The sequence below is a fragment of the Acidisoma sp. C75 genome (assembly GCF_054665095.1).
Genome location: NZ_BAAFHD010000017.1, coordinates 1 through 17,596, shown reverse-complemented (window position 1 = coordinate 17,596; position 17,596 = coordinate 1). Strand labels below are relative to the sequence as shown.

Sequence of the window (17,596 nt, the reverse complement as noted above, 5' to 3'; positions counted from 1 at the left end):
GGTCTGGTGGTTCGGCGGCTATGGCATGGTGGTCTATAGCCTCGTCGAGGATCGTGGCCCCTTTACCTTCCTGCTGCGCTGGCAGGAGGCCGCGTTCGGCGGCTCCAACCTGCTTCTCGGCGCAGGCTCGGCGGCGATCGTGATCTTCCTTGGACCGCCCGTGGTGATCGGCTGGCTGCAGCGGCTGTGGCCGCAGAACGCGCTGATCGCCGATCTCCGCCGGCAGATGACCCGCGCCGGCCGCTCGCGCCGGGAGATCGCGGCCGATGCCGCCGAGCGGTGGGAGACTACCGATACCGCCCAGCGCATCGCCATGGCGCGGCGCGGCCGCAATATCGGCCTGGGCTTTTTCGTGGGCGCCCTTGCCCTCGGCTTCGTGCTCTCCACCTGGCTCCGGCTTTCGGCCGATGCCGATGCCGGCAAACCGCTGACGGCCGTCACCCTCTCGCGTGCCGCGCCGATCGATCTCGGCAAGGCCAGCCCCTGGGTGCGGGTGATGAACGGGCAGCCGCGGCTCGATTCGGTGATCGTGCTCGATTACAATATCCGCGGCCATGCCTACCGGGACTATTACACCCCGCTCTTGCCCTCCGGCTGGCAGGCGGGCGATCCGGTCTTCCTGGTCGAGAAGGATGTCACCATCCCGCGCTATCACGATGCGGAGGACAGCCCCGACCCCGCCGGCCCGATCGAGGGCGAGTTGACCCCTGGCGGCCTGCGGCAGGATGTCGCCCGGGCGCTCCGCCGCGAAGGCTTCGATGTCGGCAGCTTTACCGCCGTGCTACGGCGCCATCTCGATCTCGGTGGCAAGATCCCGGGCGAGGCCGCGGGGCTCGATATCCTTATCTGGCTGGAGACCGGGATGTTCGCCCTGATCGGCCTCTTCATCGCCATAGCACGCCAGCGGCGGCTCCGGCGGCTGGCCAAGGGCGCGGCTTGAAGACTATGGAGAGAGGGATATGAAGCAGTACAGGATCGCCGCTATTCCGGGGGACGGGATCGGCATCGAGGTTATCGCCGCGGCGATCGAGGTTCTGGAGGCCCTCAGCCGCCGCGATGGCGGCTTCACCCTCGCCTTCGACCACTTCGATTGGGGCGGCGAATACTACAAACGCCACGGCCGCATGATGCCCGCCAACGGGCGAGACCTCATCCGCCAGCATGACGCCATCCTCTTCGGCTCCGCCGGCCACCCCGACATCCCCGATCACCTCACGCTCTGGGGCCTGCGGCTCGCGATCTGCCAACCCTTCGACCAATATGCGAATATCCGCCCGACGCGCATCCTGCCCGGGATCACCTCTCCGCTCACGACCTTCGGCCAAGGCAAGCTCGACTGGGTGATCGTGCGCGAGAATTCGGAAGGCGAATATGCCGGTATCGGCGGGCGCGCCCATCAGGGCCTGCCGATCGAGACCGCCACCGAAGTCGCGATCTTCACCCGCGCCGGGGTGGAGCGCATCATGCGCTTCGCCTTCGCGCTGGCCCGCGCGCGCCCGCGCCGCCATCTCACCATCGTCACCAAATCCAACGCGCAGCGGCACGGCATGGTGATGTGGGACGAGATCGCCGAGGAGGTGGCGCAGGATTTCCCCGAGGTCACGGCCGAGCGCATGCTGGTCGATGCGATGACCGTGCGCATGGTGATGCGACCGGAGAGCCTCGACACCATCGTCGCCACCAACCTGCATGCCGATATCCTCTCCGATCTTGCCGCCGCCCTCGCCGGGTCGATCGGCATCGCGCCGACCGCCAACCTCAACCCCGAGCGGCAATTCCCCTCGATGTTCGAGCCGATCCACGGCTCCGCCTTCGACATCATGGGCAAGGGCATCGCCAATCCGATCGGCAGCTTCTGGTCTGCGGTGCTGATGCTCGAACATCTCGGGGAAGCGGGGGCGGCGGCGCGCCTGATGCAGGCGATCGAACGGGTGACGAGCGACGCCAGGCTGCATACGCCCGATCTTGGCGGCAGCGCCGACACCGCCGCGGTTACGGCTGGCGTCGTCGCCGCGATCCTCGGCGACAATCGGTAGGGCGCGGCAGGCGCCCGCGGCGATCACATCCCCCGTGCCGGCGCCTTTTGCGGCGAGCGGCATCTTGGCGGCGGGCGCCGCGGATCGCAGAATGCGCCGGGCCCGATGCTCCGCCGCACCGGCGCGCGAGAGCCACGCCGGTGCCGCCGGCCGGATGATCTGGAAGGACTGAGATGGCTGAAGAGGCGCTAGCGGGCCGCGATGCCCGAGAGGCGTTCCTCGCCGGTGGCGGCGAGATGGGCGCCTTGATGCGGGCCATGCCATGGGCGGAAACCAGCCTCGGTCCCGCCGAGGCCTGGCCCCGCAGCCTCAAGGCGGCGATCCGCATCATGCTCAACTCCCGCCAGCCGATCTGGATCGGCTGGGGGCCGGAGCTGATTTTCTTCTACAACGACGCCTACCACTCGATTATCGGCGGCAAGCACCCCTGGGCGCTCGGTAAGCCCACCGCCCTCGTCTGGCAGGAGATCTGGCCCGATATCAGCCCGCTGCTGGCGACCGCGATGCGGGGAGATGCCGGAACCTATGTTGAGCAGCGGCTGCTCATCATGGAGCGGAATGACTATCCGGAGGAGACCTACTACACCTTCTCCTACACCTCGATCCCGGACGATGAAGGCCGGCCGAGCGGCATCTTCTGCGCCAATACGGCGGAGACCGAGCGCGTCATCGGCCAGCGCCGGCTCGCCACGCTGCGGGAACTCGCAGCCGAGACCGCCAATCAGCGCGATGTTACGGGCGTCTGCACCCATAGCGCGACGGCGCTCGGCACCAATCCGTGGGATGTGGTCTTCGCCCTCATCTATGTGGCGGAGGAGGATGGCACGGGCCTGCGACTCGGCGGCCGGGTGGGCATGGCGGAGGGGCATCCGGGCGCGCCGCTGCTGCTCGACATCGCCGATGGCATCTGGCCGGTGGCGCGCGTGCTGGGCGAGCAGCGGGAGGTCGCCCAGCCACTCGCCTGGCAGGTGCCGAGCAGCGTGTGGCCGCGCCCCCCCGGCATGGCGGCCGTGCTCCCGATCCCGCCCTCCGGGCCGCGGGGCCGCGGCGGCCTGCTAATTTGCGGCCTCAACCCCTTCCGCCTGTTCGACGAGGAGTATCGCGGCTTCCTCAAGCTCGCCGCCGGGCAGATCGCCGGGGCGCTCGCCAATGCGGAAGCCTATGCCGAGACACAGCGCCGGGCGGAGGCGCTGGCCGAACTCGATCGCGCGAAGACTGTCTTCTTCTCCAATATCAGCCACGAGTTCCGCACGCCGCTCAGCCTTATGCTCGGGCCGGTCGAGGAGATCCTCGACCAGGCGGAGAGCTTGCCGCCGCCGACGGTGGAGCGCGCGCGCACCTTGCATCGCAATGCGCTGCGGCTTCTGAGACTGGTCAACGCGCTGCTCGATTTTTCGAAGGTCGAGGCGGGGCGTGCCGAGCCGGCGCTGCAATATACCGATCTCGCGCGGTTCACCGCGCTGCTCGCGAGCAATTTCGAATCGCTCATGGAGCGCGGCGGCCTCGCCTATCGGATCGACTGCCCGCCGCTTTCCCGGCCGGTGCCGGTCGATCGCGACATGTGGGAGAAGATCGTCCTCAACCTGCTGTCGAACGCCTTCAAATATACGCTTTCGGGCGAGGTGCGGATCGAACTGCGGGAGCGGGAAGGCTGGGTGCGGCTCTCCGTGCACGATACCGGCGTCGGCATTCCGGCCGCGCATCTGCCGCGCCTCTTCGAGCGGTTCCATCGCGTCGAAGGCACGCCCGGGCGCAGCATCGAGGGCAGCGGCATCGGGCTCACCCTGGTCCAGGAACTGGCCCGCCTGCATGGCGGCAATATCTGCGCCGAAAGCGAGGAGGGGCGGGGCAGTTGCTTCATCGTCGAAATCCCGTTCGAGCCGGCCTATCCGGTGCGGGTGGCACCTGCGTATGAGGCGCCCGGCGAGGCGGCGCCGCTCATGCGCGGCTTCGTGCAGGAAGCGATGCGCTGGCTGCGGCCGGAGCGTGACGAGGGCAAGCTGGTCGAGCCGGAATTCGCCCTGCCGATCAGCGATACCCCACTCGCCGCGCAACATGGCCGCGTGCTTATCGTCGACGACAATCAGGACATGCGGGATTATCTCAGCCGGCTGCTCGGCACCCGCTTCCACTGCGTCACCGCCACGAACGGCCAGGAAGCCCTCGACATTCTGCGCCAGGACCGGCCCGAGCTGGTGCTGACCGATATCATGATGCCGGTGCTCGACGGTTTCGGCCTGCTTCAGGCGATCCGTGAGGATACCGCCCTGCGGGACCTGCCGGTTATCCTGCTCTCGGCCCGCGCCGGGGAGGAGGCGAGCGTCGAAGGGCTGCTGGCAGGAGCGGATGGCTATCTCGTCAAACCCTTCTCGGCGCGGGAATTGCTCGCCCGCGTCGATGGCGCTCTCGCCCTTGCCCGCATCCGGCGGGATATGGGGCAGGCCCTGCGGGACGAGGCCCGCTCGCTCGAAATCCTCAACGCGGTCGGCACCGATCTCGCCGCCGAGCTCGATCTCGATCGGGCCGTGCAGCGGGTGACGGATGCCGCGACCACGCTGACCGGTGCCGCCTTCGGGGCCTTCTTCTTCAATACCGAGAACGAGGCCGGCGAAGCTTACAGGCTCTATACCCTCTCCGGCGCGCCGCGCTCGGCCTTCGCGCATTTCCCGCTGCCGCGGAATACCGCGCTCTTCGCGCCGACCTTCGCCGGTACGGCGATCATCCGCTGCGAGGATGTTCAGGCCGATCCGCGCTTCGGCAACAACCCGCCTTATAACGGCATGCCGGCAGGGCATCTGCCAGTGCGCAGCTACCTCGCCGCTCCCGTCGTCTCCCGCACCGGGCAGGTGCTGGGCGGGCTGCTCTTCGGCCACCCCGAACCCGGCGTCTTCAGCGAGCGCGCCGAGCGCATGCTGGCTGGCATCGCCGGGCAGGCGGCGATCGCGATCGACAATGCCCGCCTCTACCGGGCCGCCCAGGACGAGATCGAGCGGCGCCGGCAGACCGAGGCGGCGCTGCGCGACAGCCAGGACGAGCTGATGCGGCTGAACCAGACGCTGGAGGCGCGGGTCATGCTGCGCACCGCCGAGCTGGCGACCGCCAATGAGCGCCTGCGTGCCGAGGCCGAGGAGCGGGCCCAGATCGAACGCGCGCTCCGCCAATCCCAGAAAATGGAGGCGGTCGGCAAGCTCACCGGCGGCATCGCGCATGATTTCAACAATCTGCTGCAGGTGATCGGCGGCAATCTGCAGCTGCTGGCCAAGGATGTCGCCGGCAACGACCGCGCGGAGCAGCGGCTCAACAATGCGTTGAGCGGCGTCTCCCGCGGGTCGAAGCTCGCCTCTCAGCTGCTCGCCTTCGGCCGGCGCCAGCCGCTTGCCCCCAAGGTCGTCAATCTCGGCCGGTTCATCCGCGGGCTCGACGATCTGCTGCGTCGCTCGCTCGGTGATGGGATCGAGATCGAAACCGTCATCGCCGGCGGCTTATGGAATACGCTCGTGGACCCGGTGCAGGTGGAAAGCGCGCTCCTCAACCTCGCGATCAACGCCCGCGACGCGATGGCGGGGCATGGCAAGCTCACCATCGAGGCGGGGAACGCCCAGCTCGACGAAGCCTATGCCGCGCGGCATGGCGATGTAACGGCGGGCCAATACATCATGCTGGCGGTGACGGATACCGGCTGCGGCATGGCGCCCGAGATCATCGAGCAGGTGTTTGAGCCCTTCTTCACGACCAAGCCGGAGGGGCAGGGCACCGGCCTCGGCCTCAGCATGGTCTATGGCTTCGTCAAGCAATCCCAGGGCCATATCAAGATCTATAGCGAGCCTGGCCACGGCACGACGATCCGCATCTATCTGCCGCGCGTGCATGATGCGGAGGATCTGGCGACCGAGGTGACGACCGGGCCTATCGAGGGCGGCAGCGAAACCGTTCTGGTGGTAGAGGACGACGACGATGTGCGGGCAACCGTGGTCGAAATGCTCGCCGATCTCGGCTACCGCGTGCTCAAGGCGCGGGATGCGCAAAGCGCGCTCGCCATCATCGAGGGCGGCATGCCGATCGACCTGCTCTTCACCGATGTCGTGATGCCGGGAGCCTTGCGCAGCCCGGAACTCGCCCGCAAGGCGCAGGAGCGGCTGCCTGGCCTCGCCGTGCTTTTCACCTCGGGCTATACGGACAATGCGATCGTCCATGGCGGGCGGCTCGATGCCGGGATCGAGCTGCTCAGCAAGCCCTATTCGCGCGAGGCGCTGGCGCGGAAGATCCGCTATGTGCTGCGCAACCGTGAGTCGCGCGATGCGCGAGCCACCGGCAGCCTCTCCATCCTGCTGGTCGAGGATGAGGCGCTGATCCGGGTGACGACGGGAGAGATGCTCGCGGCACTCGGCTACCTCGTCTTTCAGGCCGAAAACGCGGCGGCGGCGGCGGCCTGGCTCGAGGAACGCCCGATCGACATTTTGATGACCGATCTCGGCCTGCCGGACCTGCCGGGCGAGGAACTCGCCCGCGCAGCCGTCGGCCGCCACCCGACGCTTGCGGTGATCGTGGCGACCGGGGAAGCCGCCCTGCCGCCCGGGATGGAGACCGGGCCGCTCGCCGCGGCCGTGCTGCTGCGGAAACCCTACGGCATGGCGGATCTGACGGCTGCGATCAGGGCGGCGGCCCAACGCCGGCGGTAGAAGGCGCTACCGCCCCCGCAGGCGCGCCCCGCGCGGGGCGCGCCTCAGCGGCCCGGCGCGGGCGGGAGATGCTGGCGCACCGCGCTCTGCACCAGGGGATCGAGGCTGCTATCGCCAGCGGCGACGATGGCGGCGAGCTGCGCGCGCATCTTTGGTGTCCAGAAATCGAGGATATGTGCCGCCACCTCGGCCGCCGCCTCATTGCCGCGCGGCCGCAGCTGCCGCGCGATCTGATTGGCCATGGTGATCAGCTTGTCCTCCGGCGAGCGGCTCATGCGGGCTATTCCGCCGCTTCCATGCGCCGGTGGGTGATGCTTTCCGCCTTCGCCTGTTCCTGCCAGGCGGAGGGTGCATTGGTGCGCCGCACCTGCACCGCCGTCACCTTGTATTCCGGGCAATTGGTCGCCCAGTCGGAATGCTCGGTCGTCACCACATTCGCGCCCGTCAGCGGATGGTGGAAGGTGGTATAGACCACGCCCGGCTGCATCCGCTCGCTGATATGGGCGGGCAAGGTGATGGCGCCGACGCGGCTTTCCAGCGAGACGAGTTCGCCCTCCTGGATGCCGCGGTGCTCGGCGTCGAAGGGATGGAGTTCGAGCACATCCTCCTCGTGCCAGCGGCTGTTATCGGTGCGGCGGGTCTGCGCGCCGACATTGTATTGGCTGAGGATGCGCCCGGTGGTGAGGATAAGCGGGAAGCGTGGGCCGGTACGCTCTTCGGTCGGCACGAATTCGGTGAGCATGAAGCGCCCGCGCCCGCGCACGAACCGATCGACATGCATGATCGGCGTGCCCGCGGGGGCTGCCGCATTGCACGGCCATTGCACCGAGCCGCGCTCCTCCAGAAGCGCGTAGCTGACCCCGGCGAAGCTTGGCGTGAGACGTGCGATCTCGTCCATGATCTCGGCGGGATGCGCATAATCCATCGCAAAGCCGAGCGCCTGGGCGAAGGCGATCGTCACTTCCCAATCGGCCTTGCCGGAGAGCGGCGCCATCACGCGGCGCACGCGGTTGATACGCCGTTCGGCATTGGTGAATGTGCCGTCCTTCTCCAGGAAGGAAGCGCCGGGCAGGAAGACATGCGCGTATTTCGCGGTCTCGTTCAGGAAGAGATCCTGCACGATGACGCATTCCATGGCGGCGAGCCCGGCCGTCACATGCTGCGTGTCGGGGTCGCTCTGGGCGATATCCTCGCCCTGGATATAGAGGCCCTTGAAATGGCCGGAGACCGCTTCATCGAGCATATTGGGGATGCGCAGGCCAGGCTCGTCCGACAGGGCAACCCCCCAGAGGGCTTCGAAACTCTCCCGCGTCGCATCGTCATGGACATGGCGGTAGCCGGTGAATTCATGGGGGAAGCTTCCCATGTCGCAGGCGCCCTGGACATTGTTCTGCCCACGCAACGGGTTTACCCCGGCGCCGAGCTTGCCGATATTGCCCGTCGCCATCGCGAGATTGGCGAGCGCCATGACGGTGGTGGAACCCTGGCTATGTTCGGTAACGCCGAGGCCGTAATAGATCGCGGCGGCGCCACCCGTCGCATAGAGGCGGCCGGCGGCGCGCAGTTCGGCCGCGGGCACGCCGGTCACCCGCTCGATCGCTTCGGGGGCGTGCTCCTCCCGGGCGATGAAGCGCGCCCAGGATTCGAAAGCGTCGAGATCGCAGCGGGCGCGGACATAGGCTTCGTCAACCAGCCCTTCCGTCACCACGACATGGGCGAGCGCGTTGAGCACCGCGACATTGGTGCCGGGCAGGAGCTGCAGGTGATGATCGGCCTTCACATGCGGGGTCTCGACCAGGTCGATCCGCCGCGGATCGACAACGATCAGCCGCGCGCCGGCGCGGATGCGCTTCTTCATGCGGCTGCCGAAGACAGGATGCGCGTCCGTCGGGTTCGCGCCAATGACGAGGATGACATCGGCATGATCGACGGAAGCGAAATCCTGCGTGCCGGCCGAGGTGCCGAGCGTCGTCTTCAGCCCGTAGCCGGTCGGCGAATGGCAGACACGGGCGCAGGTATCGACGTTGTTGTTGCCGAAGGCCGCGCGCACCAGCTTCTGCACCAGATAGGTCTCTTCATTGGTGCAGCGGGAGGAGGTGATGCCGCCCACCGCATCCCGCCCATACTGCGCCTGGATGCGGCGGAACTCGGCGGCGGCATGGCCGATCGCCTCCTCCCACGACACCTCGCGCCAGGGATCGGTGATGCGGGCGCGGATCATCGGGCGGAGCTTGCGATCCTGATGGGTCGCATAGCCATAGGCGAAACGGCCCTTCACGCAGCTATGCCCTTCATTGGCGCCGCCCTGCTTGAAGGGGACCATGCGGACAAGCTCGGCGCCCTTCATCTCGGCCTTGAAGGAGCAGCCGACGCCGCAATAGGCGCAGGTCGTCACCAACGAATGCTCCGGCACGCCAAGCGCGATGACGCTCTTTTCGTTGAGCGTCGCGGTCGGGCAGGCCTGCACGCAGGCGCCGCAGGAGACGCATTCGGAATCGAGGAAATCTGCCCCGGCCGTGCCGATTTTGGAGGAGAAGCCGCGCCCCAGCATCGTCAGCGCGAAGGTGCCCTGCACCTCCTCGCAGGCCCGCACGCAGCGTGAGCAGGCGATGCACTTCGCGGGCTCGAAGGCGAAATAGGGATTGCTCTCATCCTTCGCCTCGGCGCGGTGATTGGCGCCCTCATAGCCGTAGCGTACATCCCGCAGCCCGACCTTGCCGGCCATATCCTGCAATGCGCAATCGCCATTGGCCGAGCAGGTGAGGCAATCGAGCGGATGGTCGGAGATATAGAGCTCCATCACGCCGCGGCGGCGCTTGGCAAGGGCCGGGCTTTGGGTGCGCACCACCATGCCCTCTTCCGCCGGCGTGGTGCAGGAGGCGGGGTAGCCGCGCCGCCCCTCGATCTCGACGAGGCAGAGCCGGCAGGAGCCGAAAGCTTCGAGACTGTCGGTCGCGCAGAGCTTGGGCACCTCAGTGCCCATCTGCATCGCCGCCGCCATCAGGGAGGTTCCGCGCGGCACCGAGATGCGCGCGCCGTCGATCGTGAGCGTCACCTGTTCGATGGCACCTTTGGGCAGCGGGGTGCCGTAGTCGGTTTCCTGGATGAGAGGCATGGAAGGCGGCCCTCCTCTGTCACTCGGCCGCGGCGGGCAGGCGCGCGGGCGGCGTGTGGCGGAAATCCTCTGGGAAATGGCGGATCGCGCTCCGCACCGGCACGGGCGTCAGCCCGCCCATGGCGCAGAGCGAGGCATCGGCCATCACCTCGCAAAGATCCTCGATGAGCGCGAGGCTCGTCTCGGCATCGGCGCCCCGCCGCAGCTTCTCGACCTCTTCCATCCCGCGCACCGCGCCGATGCGGCAGGGCGTGCATTTGCCGCAGCTTTCGGCGGCGCAGAATTCGAAGGCGAAGCGGGCCTGCGCCGCGAGATCGACGCTCTCGTCGAACACCGTGACGCCACCATGGCCGAGCAGGCCGCCACGGGCGGCGAAGGCTTCGTAATCGAGCGGCGTGTCGAGCAGGGAGGCCGGGAAATAGGCGCCGAGCGGCCCGCCCACCTGCACCGCGCGGAAGGGCCGGCCGGAGCGCGTGCCCTGGCCCCAATCCTCGACGATGCTGCGGAGCGGCAGGCCGAAGGGCAGTTCGATCAAGCCCCCGCGCGCGACGTTCCCCGAAAGCTGCACCGGCAGCGTGCCGAGCGAGCGGCCCTGGCCGAAGGCCGCATAGGCCGCGCCGCCATGGGCCAGGATCCAGGGGATGGCCGCGAAGGAGAGGACGTTGTTGACGACGGTCGGGCAGCCGAAGAGCCCGGCGAGGGCGGGGAGCGGCGGCTTGGCGCGGACCACGCCGCGCTTGCCTTCCAGGCTGTTGAGCAGGGCGGTTTCCTCGCCACAGATATAGGCGCCGGCGCCGATCCGCACCCAGAGATCGAAGCCGGCTTCGCCGCCGAGCAGCCCCGCCGCCCGCGCCACCGCGATCGCCCGCTCCATCGCGCGGATGGCTTGCGGATATTCCGACCGGATATAGACGTAGCCGCGCGTGGCGCCCACGGCGAGGCCGGCGATCGCCATGCCTTCGATCAGGGTGAAGGGATCGCCCTCCATCAGCATGCGGTCCGCGAAGGTGCCGCTATCGCCTTCATCCGCGTTGCAGACGATGTATTTCTGCGGCGCGGCGGCGCGCGCCACCGTCTCCCACTTGAGGCCCGTGGGGAAGCCCGCGCCGCCGCGGCCGCGCAGGCCGGAGCGTTTGACCTCGGCGATCGTCTCCGCCGCGCCGAGGGCCTGGGCCCGGGCGAGCCCGGCGAGGCCGCCATGGCTGCGATAATCGGCAAGGGAGGCCGGATCGACGATGCCGCAGCGCCCGAAGGTCAGCCGCGTCTGGCCGGCGAACCATGGATGCTCTTCCGGCCTGCCAATGCGTAAGGCATGCTCTCCCCCCGCGCCCAGCCCGGCATCGAAGAGGCCAGGCACATCCTCGGGCGTGAGCGGCCCATAGCCGATCCGCCCGGCCGGCGTTTCGACCTCGAGCAGCGGTTCGAGCCAGATGGCGCCGCGCGTGCCGGTGCGCACTACAGCGATGGTCTCCCCGCGCGTCTCGGCCTCTCGCATCAGCGCCGCGAGCACCGCCTCGGCGCCGAGCGCAAGCGCCGCCGCATCGCCAGGCAGATAAAGCCGGATCATGCCGCATCTCCGCCCGCGCAGCTTTGCGCCAGGCGTTCCAGCGCAGCCGGCGTCAGCCGCCCGATCGGCATGCCGTCGAGCAGGGCGGCGGGCCCGCAGGCGCAAAGGCCGAGGCAATAGGCCGGCTCTACCGTGAGGCTGGCATCGGCGGCGGTCTCTCCCCAGCCGATGCCGAGCCGCACGAGCAGTTCCTCGGCCATCGCCGCTGCGCCGACCGACTGGCAGGCCTCGGCCCGGCAGAGTTTCAGCACATGCCGCCCCGGGGGAGCGGTGCGAAAATCATGGTAGAAGGTGATGACGCCGAGCACTTCGGCGCGCGAAAGGTTGAAGCGCTTGGCGAGCGGCTGGACGGCGCTTTGCGGGACATGGCCGAAGGCGTCCAGCACCGCATGCAGCGCGGGCCAGAGCGGCCCCTCTGCTTCCGGCAGGCCGGCGAGCAGCTCTTCGATCATCTTCGCGGTAACGCCGGATGCTCGGTCCATCCCGGCCGCGCCCGGCGACCTCGTGGCGCTCGTCTGCCCCGGCGACGGGGTCGCGCTTTTCTGCATGGTGTGAGACGTTTCCTGGCCTGGCCGCTTCGTTGGCGGCGCTTGAGGTTACGAGACGCCCCACCCCGCGCGTTGTCAATCCACGACAAATCCGCCCCGCTTTTGCGGCATGACAGGCAGGGGTGGCAGCCGGATCAGGGGGTGATCTCCACGCCATCATAAGCAAAGAGCCGGCCCGACTGCGCTGCGGTGAGGCGATCGAGCACGCCGAGCAGGCGGCCGGCGCTGTCATCTGGGGTGAAAAGGTGATCGGGCCGCACCCCGGCCTGGAAGGGGTCAGACAGGCGGCTGGCCACCGTTCCCGGATGCAAGCCGACGATCACCGCCTGTGGCCAGCGCCGCGCCGCCTCGATCGCAGCCGAACGGATGAGCATGTTGAGCGCCGCCTTGGCCGCCCGATAGCCATACCAGCCGCCGAGATGATTATCGGAAATACTGCCGACGCGGGCGGAGAGGGCAGCGATGATCGCGGGCTCACCCCGTGGCAGCAGCGGCAGCGCATGCTTGATGACCAGGGCGGGGCCGGTTGCGTTGACCAGGAAGGAGCGGGCAAGCCGCCCGGCATCGAGATCGCGCAGCGCCTTTTCCGGCGCCAGCCCTTCGCCATGCAGCTGGCCGGTGGCGATGAGCACCCGCCGAACCGGCGCACCCTCTTCCGCTGTGGCTGCCGTGATCGCGGCGAAGGCCGCCGCGATGCTCGCCTCTTCCGCGAGATCGAGCGGGAGGGCGGTGATCCGGCAATCAGCGGCGTGAGCCCCGGCCGCCGAAGCCGCCGAGCCCGGGTTGCGCGCCAGCGCGAAGACGCGGCGGACAGCGGGGCGGCCGAGCGCATGGCGAAGGAAGGCCCCACCCAAGGCGCCGCTCGCGCCCACGATCACCCAGCTTTCGCCATCCGCCATCGCTGCCCCGCCTGGCGGGGTGAAGCTCCCCGCCCTTCCGCCGATGGCGCGCGGGCTATTCCTCGACCCAGCAGGAGATGCCGCGCGGCGCCACCGTCTCTTGTCCGATACGGAAAGTCTTCGCGCCGGCGTTGGGAATTTGCCAGGGCTCGGTGCCGAAATTCAGCGCGAAGGTGATATTCCCGCGGCGCTGGATGCGCACTGCATCCGGAAGCCGGTTCGTCACGACCGCAGCCTCCTTCAGCAGCATCTCCAGCACATCCCGCAGCAGCGCCTCATCGAGCCAGGCGCCGAGGTAATGCAGCCGCCCGGCGCTCACCAGGGCCTTACCGCCATCGGCGAAGCTAAGACGTGCCGGCAGATCGGTCTCCAGCCATTCGCGCCACCGCACGGCGTGGCCGGCAAGCCCGGCGCCGGAGACCGGCACGGTGAGGCCGGGGCGAAGCGCGCCCACCTGGGTGACTTTGCACGGCAGCAGCGCCTGCAAGGGCCCAGGCGGCAGGGTATCGGGGATCGTGAAGCTCCGTGTCTTGGCGCCGCTGCGCGGACCGAAGAGCACCGCGCCCGGCGCCTGACCGAGGGCCGCGAGGGCTGCCTCCGTCACATGCGGCAGGCTCGGCACCGCGACGAAGCGGTAGCCGGCAAGCGATGCGCCGGGCGGCACGAAATCGACATCGAGGCCGAGGCGCCGGAGGGCGGAATACCACTGGAAGACGAGGTCGATATAGCGCCAGTCGGCGCCTTGCGGCTGCACCTCGGCGATCCAATCGGCTTCGTAATCGAAGAGGATGGCGACCGGCGCCTGGCGCATCGCCGGCAGTGGGCCGAGGGCTTCGAGTTCCCGCGCCACCTCCGCCGCTTCGAGGCCACCGGGTGAGGGGGCGCGATCCGGCCGGTTGAGCCCGGCATGCATCTGCTCCTGCGCGAAGGGCGCCTGCCGCCAGCGGAAGTAGCTCAGTACCTCGGCGCCATGCGCGAAGCACTGCCAACTCCAGAGCCGCACCGCGCCGGGGGCAGGCACCGGGTTCCAGGGCGCCCAGTTCACCGGCCCGGGCTGATGCTCCATCAGCCAGAACCGCCCGCGCCCGACGGCGCGGTAGAGATCATGGTTGAAGCCCGGGATATCGGGGTGCGAGGTCTCCGCCCAGCGCAGCTTCTCCGCCTCCGGCAGGGAGGAGACTTCGAGCGCGCCGAGCGGGTAGGAATCCCAGGAGGCGAAATCGAGATCCTCGGCCAGCTTGAAGTGGTCGAAATCGCGGAAGAAACCCATGAAGTTATGGGTCACGAAACGGCCGGGCGAATGGGCGCGGATGATCTCCACCTGCAGGCGGTTGTAGGCGACCATCTGATCGGAGGCGAAGCGGCGATAGTCGAGCCGGGCGGCCGGGTTCGTCTCCGTCACCGCCCCGATGGGGAGCGGCACGCTCGCGAAATCCGCCGCCTCCATCGACCAGAAGACGTTGCCCCAGGCTTCATTGAGCGCTTCGGGCGTCTGATACCGCCGCCGCAGCCAATCGCGAAAGGCCGCGAGATCATGGGCGCCGTACGAGAGCGTGGTTTCGTGGCAGCCGAACTCGTTATCGGTTTGCCAGCCGGCAAGGGCCGGATGGGTGCCGTAGCGTTCGGCAAGGGCAGTGACGATCCGCCGCGTCTCGCGCAGCCAGTCGGGCGAACTCGTGGAATAGTGACGGCGGGAGCCGAAGCCCTTCACCCGGCCATCGGCGCCCACCGGCAGGATGCCGGGATAGAGATCGCTCAACCATTGCGGCGGCGTCGCCGTCGGCGTGCCGAGGACGATCTTGAGGCCGGCGGCGCCCAGCACATCCATGGCGCGATCGAGCCACGCCCAATCATAGCGCCCGGGGGTCGGCTCGATGCGGCTCCAGGCAAATTCGCCGATGCGCACATAGGCGATGCCGCGGGCGCGCATCGCCGCCGCATCCTCGGCCCACCACGCCTCGGGCCAGTGTTCGGGATAGTAGCAGACGCCAAGCATCCTATTCTCCATCAGCGAGAGCAGCCGCGATCAGGCCTGGCGGCCGCTTTCGAGCCAGGCGAGATCGGCGGGTGAAAGACGGATCGGCAGCGCCGCGAGGCTGTCGTCCAGCTCGGTCAGGCTGCGCGGGCCGATCAGCGGAACGCAGGGAAAGGGCTGCGCCAGCACATAGGCGAGCGCGATGTGGATGGGCTTGCAGCCAAGGCGGGCGGCGAGCGCCACCGCGCGATCCCGCCGCGCGAAGTTCGTCTCGGAATACCAGGTTCGCACCAATTCGGCATTGCCGTGCTTGTCCCGCCCGGCGCGCTCGGTGAAGAAGCCGCGCCCTTGGCTCGACCAGGAGAAATTGACCATCTGCCGCGCCGTCAGCCATTCCTTCCACGCCTCATCCGAACAGGAGGCGCAGCCCTCCCAGACCGGCACGAGCATCTCGGCCAGCGAGAAGTTGTTGGAAAGCGCGGTCGGCGCACGCTTGCCCGCACGTTCGGCATAGTCGATCGCCGCCGCCATGCGCTCGCGGCTCCAGTTCGAGCCGCCGAAGATCCCGCGGATGCGCCCGGCCTCGGCCTCGGCGTGCATGGCATCGACGAATTCGTCCACCGGCACATCGGGGTTGTCGCGATGCATGAAGTAGATGTCGAGATGATCGGTGCGCAGACGCTCGAGGCTCTGATCGAGCTGGCGGCCGATATATTCCGGGCGACAGTAGGGAGTATGGGCGCCCTTGCCGATGACGACGCAATCCGCGCGCACGCCCCGGCTTTCCTGCCACTGGCCGAACAGCCCCTCGGTGTAGCCCATGCCATAGACCCAGGCCGTATCGAAGAGATTGCCGCCGGCCTCGAAAAACGCATCCAGCATGATGGCGCCCGAGGAGAAGCTGCGAAAATCCTCGAATCCCATGGCGAGCACGGAAGCCTGCTTGCCGAGGCCGGGCAGGTGGCGCTTCGGGATCGCGGTGCCGCCGCGGGCGAGCGGCCGGCCGGCGACCGTATGGCGCCGCCGCGCCGGCTTCTCGATCTCATATTCGAGCTTGGCATCCGCTCGCCATTTGTCGAGCACGCGGAGCGTGCCGAGCGTGTCCTGCCAATCCGGACCCGGCCAGGCAAATTCCTGAAGACCGGCGGCAATCGCCTCGCAGGCGGCATCGGCTTCGAAGGCATAAAGCCATCCCGGCTCTTCGACCATTACCCGCTCCGCCGCTCCCTGCAACGGGTGGATGGTGATCGTGCTGCTGCCCCCCGCATGGCCTGTCGCGAACCAAAAGTCCGGGACCTCGAGCCAGCCCTTGCTGCCATAGACGCGCAGCACATTGTCCTGCGCGAGGGAGACGCTGCAAGAAACCTCGGCGATGATACCGTTCGGGAAATGCAGAAGGGCGGAGGCCCACTCGTCCACCCCGGTCTCCCCCAAATGCGCGGTGCCGAGCACGCGGCTCGGATCGAGGAAGGGCGCGTCCGCCGCGACGCCCGCGAGCAGCCGCGCCATCGACACCGGATAGCCGCCGACATCGAGAATACCGCCACCGGCGAGATCATTGGCGAGCAGACGATGATCCGGCCGCGCGCCCGACAGGGCGAAGCCGAAGCTCGACCGAATGAGCCGCACATCGCCGATCGCGCCTTCGCGGATGAGGTTGATCAGGCGCAGGGTCTGAGGATGCAGGCGATACATCAAGGCCTCGCCGAGAAAGACGCCGGCCTTGCGCGCCGCGCGGATCATCGCCTCGCCCTCGAAAGCGCTGAGGCCGAGGGGCTTTTCGCACAGCACGTGCTTGCCGGCTTCTGTCGCCTTGATCGCCCATTCGGCGTGATGCGGATGCGGCGTTGCGATATAGACCGCATCGACCGCCGGATCGGCGAGCAGCCCGGCATAGCCGTGCAGGATGCGCGCACCGGGGAAGCGCGCGGCATAATCGGCGCGGGACGGATCTCGCACGCCGATCGCCACGAGTTGCCCAAGCCTGCTATGGGCGAGGCCGGCGGCAAAGGTCTCGGCGATCTTGCCGGGGCCGAGGATGCCCCAGCGGAGTTTGGCAGCGGTCATTGCTCGATCATCCTTCGCGCGGAGTATGGCTTCGATGGCCACGAATGGGGCAGGGCCTTGGCGGGTGGCTCGTCACTTGACGCTGCCGGCGGCGAGCCCGCCCTGCCAGAAGCGCTGCATGGTGAGGAAGAGGATGCCGATCGGGACGATGGAGACGAGCGATCCGGTCAGCACCAGGGAAAAGAGCGCCTGGCCGCCTTCGCCCGCGCTCGCATTCTGATACCAGGTGGCAAGACCCACGGTGAGCGGGAAAAGCTGGTTCGATTCGAGCATGACAAGCGGCAGGAAGTAGTTGTTCCAGGTCGTCACGAAAGAGAGCAGAAGCACGGTGATCAGCGCGGGCGCGAGCAGCCGCAGCACCATGCGGAAGAAGATCGCGGCCTCGCCCGCGCCATCGATCCGCGCGGCTTCGAGCAACTCGTCCGGCACCGAGGATTCTGCATAGACACGCATGAGATAGACGCCGAACGGGTTGACGAGGGAAGGCAGGATGACCGCCCAGGGGCTATCGACCAGCCCGACCTTGCTCATCAGCAGGAAGAGCGGGATGGCGAGCGCGGTCTGCGGGATCATGATCGCGCCCAAGGTGATGGCGAAGAGCATCCGCCTGCCGGCGAAGCGGAACTTGGCGAAGGCATAGCCGGCGGCGGCGGCGAGCAGCGTGGCGCCGAGGGCCGAGGTGACGGAGTAGAAGGCGGTATTGATGAGCC

General features: G+C 68.3%; 11 protein-coding genes. 3 read left to right on the top strand and 8 right to left on the bottom strand.

The annotated features are described in order from the left end of the window. The 3 genes from ACYQ7X_RS16990 to ACYQ7X_RS16980 form a co-directional block, all read left to right on the top strand. Positions 1–940 (top strand): hypothetical protein (locus ACYQ7X_RS16990; RefSeq protein WP_459698264.1); only part of this gene is annotated, 940 nt, incomplete at its 5' end. Positions 941–959: 19 nt separating this feature from the next. Then, positions 960–2,036: a tartrate dehydrogenase gene (locus ACYQ7X_RS16985; RefSeq protein WP_459698263.1), complete on the top strand. Its 1,077-nt coding sequence runs from the start codon at positions 960–962 to the stop codon at positions 2,034–2,036. Positions 2,037–2,209: 173 nt separating this feature from the next. Then, the gene (locus ACYQ7X_RS16980; protein ID WP_459698262.1) at positions 2,210–6,715 is read left to right on the top strand and encodes a response regulator; all 4,506 of its coding nucleotides are present in this window, start codon (positions 2,210–2,212) and stop codon (positions 6,713–6,715) included. A 44-nt stretch (positions 6,716–6,759) separates the two neighbouring features. Here the strand turns inward: ACYQ7X_RS16980 and ACYQ7X_RS16975 are convergent, their stop codons facing one another. The 8 genes from ACYQ7X_RS16975 to ACYQ7X_RS16940 form a co-directional block, all read right to left on the bottom strand. Continuing rightward, the gene (locus tag ACYQ7X_RS16975) at positions 6,760–6,990 is read right to left on the bottom strand and encodes a formate dehydrogenase subunit delta (RefSeq protein ID WP_459698261.1); all 231 of its coding nucleotides are present in this window, start codon (positions 6,988–6,990) and stop codon (positions 6,760–6,762) included. A 5-nt stretch (positions 6,991–6,995) separates the two neighbouring features. Then, entirely contained in the window at positions 6,996–9,830 is a 2,835-nt protein-coding gene (fdhF, locus tag ACYQ7X_RS16970) for a formate dehydrogenase subunit alpha (protein ID WP_459698260.1), read from the bottom strand. A gap of 19 nt (positions 9,831–9,849) precedes the next feature. After that, complete coding sequence (locus ACYQ7X_RS16965; protein ID WP_459698259.1) at positions 9,850–11,397, bottom strand: formate dehydrogenase beta subunit; 1,548 nt, start codon at positions 11,395–11,397, stop codon at positions 9,850–9,852. Next, a complete protein-coding gene (locus ACYQ7X_RS16960) occupies positions 11,394–11,879 on the bottom strand; it encodes a formate dehydrogenase subunit gamma (RefSeq protein WP_459698258.1) in 486 nt (161 codons plus the stop codon). The genes ACYQ7X_RS16965 and ACYQ7X_RS16960 overlap by 4 nt, the downstream gene beginning before the upstream one ends. Positions 11,880–12,079: 200 nt before the next feature. Continuing rightward, on the bottom strand, positions 12,080–12,844 hold the full coding sequence (locus ACYQ7X_RS16955) for an SDR family NAD(P)-dependent oxidoreductase (RefSeq protein WP_459698257.1): 765 nt from the start codon (positions 12,842–12,844) through the stop codon (positions 12,080–12,082). 55 nt (positions 12,845–12,899) lie between these two features. Continuing rightward, a complete protein-coding gene (locus tag ACYQ7X_RS16950; protein WP_459698256.1) occupies positions 12,900–14,840 on the bottom strand; it encodes a beta-galactosidase in 1,941 nt (646 codons plus the stop codon). Between the two features lie 30 nt (positions 14,841–14,870). Further along, the gene (locus ACYQ7X_RS16945) at positions 14,871–16,886 is read right to left on the bottom strand and encodes an aldo/keto reductase (RefSeq protein WP_459698255.1); all 2,016 of its coding nucleotides are present in this window, start codon (positions 16,884–16,886) and stop codon (positions 14,871–14,873) included. Between the two features lie 72 nt (positions 16,887–16,958). After that, positions 16,959–17,596: carbohydrate ABC transporter permease (locus ACYQ7X_RS16940; RefSeq protein WP_459698254.1), on the bottom strand; the 638-nt coding region annotated here is incomplete at its 5' end.

Bases quoted from the DNA above. Each gene is read 5' to 3' on its own strand.
- fdhF (WP_459698260.1), bottom strand. From the start codon at position 9,830: ATGCCTCTCATCCAGGAAACCGACTACGGCACCCCGCTGCCCAAAGGT.
- ACYQ7X_RS16965 (WP_459698259.1), bottom strand. From the start codon at position 11,397: ATGATCCGGCTTTATCTGCCTGGCGATGCGGCGGCGCTTGCGCTCGGC.
- ACYQ7X_RS16945 (WP_459698255.1), bottom strand. From the start codon at position 16,886: ATGACCGCTGCCAAACTCCGCTGGGGCATCCTCGGCCCCGGCAAGATC.
- ACYQ7X_RS16985 (WP_459698263.1), top strand. From the start codon at position 960: ATGAAGCAGTACAGGATCGCCGCTATTCCGGGGGACGGGATCGGCATC.
- ACYQ7X_RS16975 (WP_459698261.1), bottom strand. From the start codon at position 6,990: ATGAGCCGCTCGCCGGAGGACAAGCTGATCACCATGGCCAATCAGATC.
- ACYQ7X_RS16950 (WP_459698256.1), bottom strand. From the start codon at position 14,840: ATGCTTGGCGTCTGCTACTATCCCGAACACTGGCCCGAGGCGTGGTGG.
- ACYQ7X_RS16980 (WP_459698262.1), top strand. From the start codon at position 2,210: ATGGCTGAAGAGGCGCTAGCGGGCCGCGATGCCCGAGAGGCGTTCCTC.
- ACYQ7X_RS16955 (WP_459698257.1), bottom strand. From the start codon at position 12,844: ATGGCGGATGGCGAAAGCTGGGTGATCGTGGGCGCGAGCGGCGCCTTG.
- ACYQ7X_RS16960 (WP_459698258.1), bottom strand. From the start codon at position 11,879: ATGGACCGAGCATCCGGCGTTACCGCGAAGATGATCGAAGAGCTGCTC.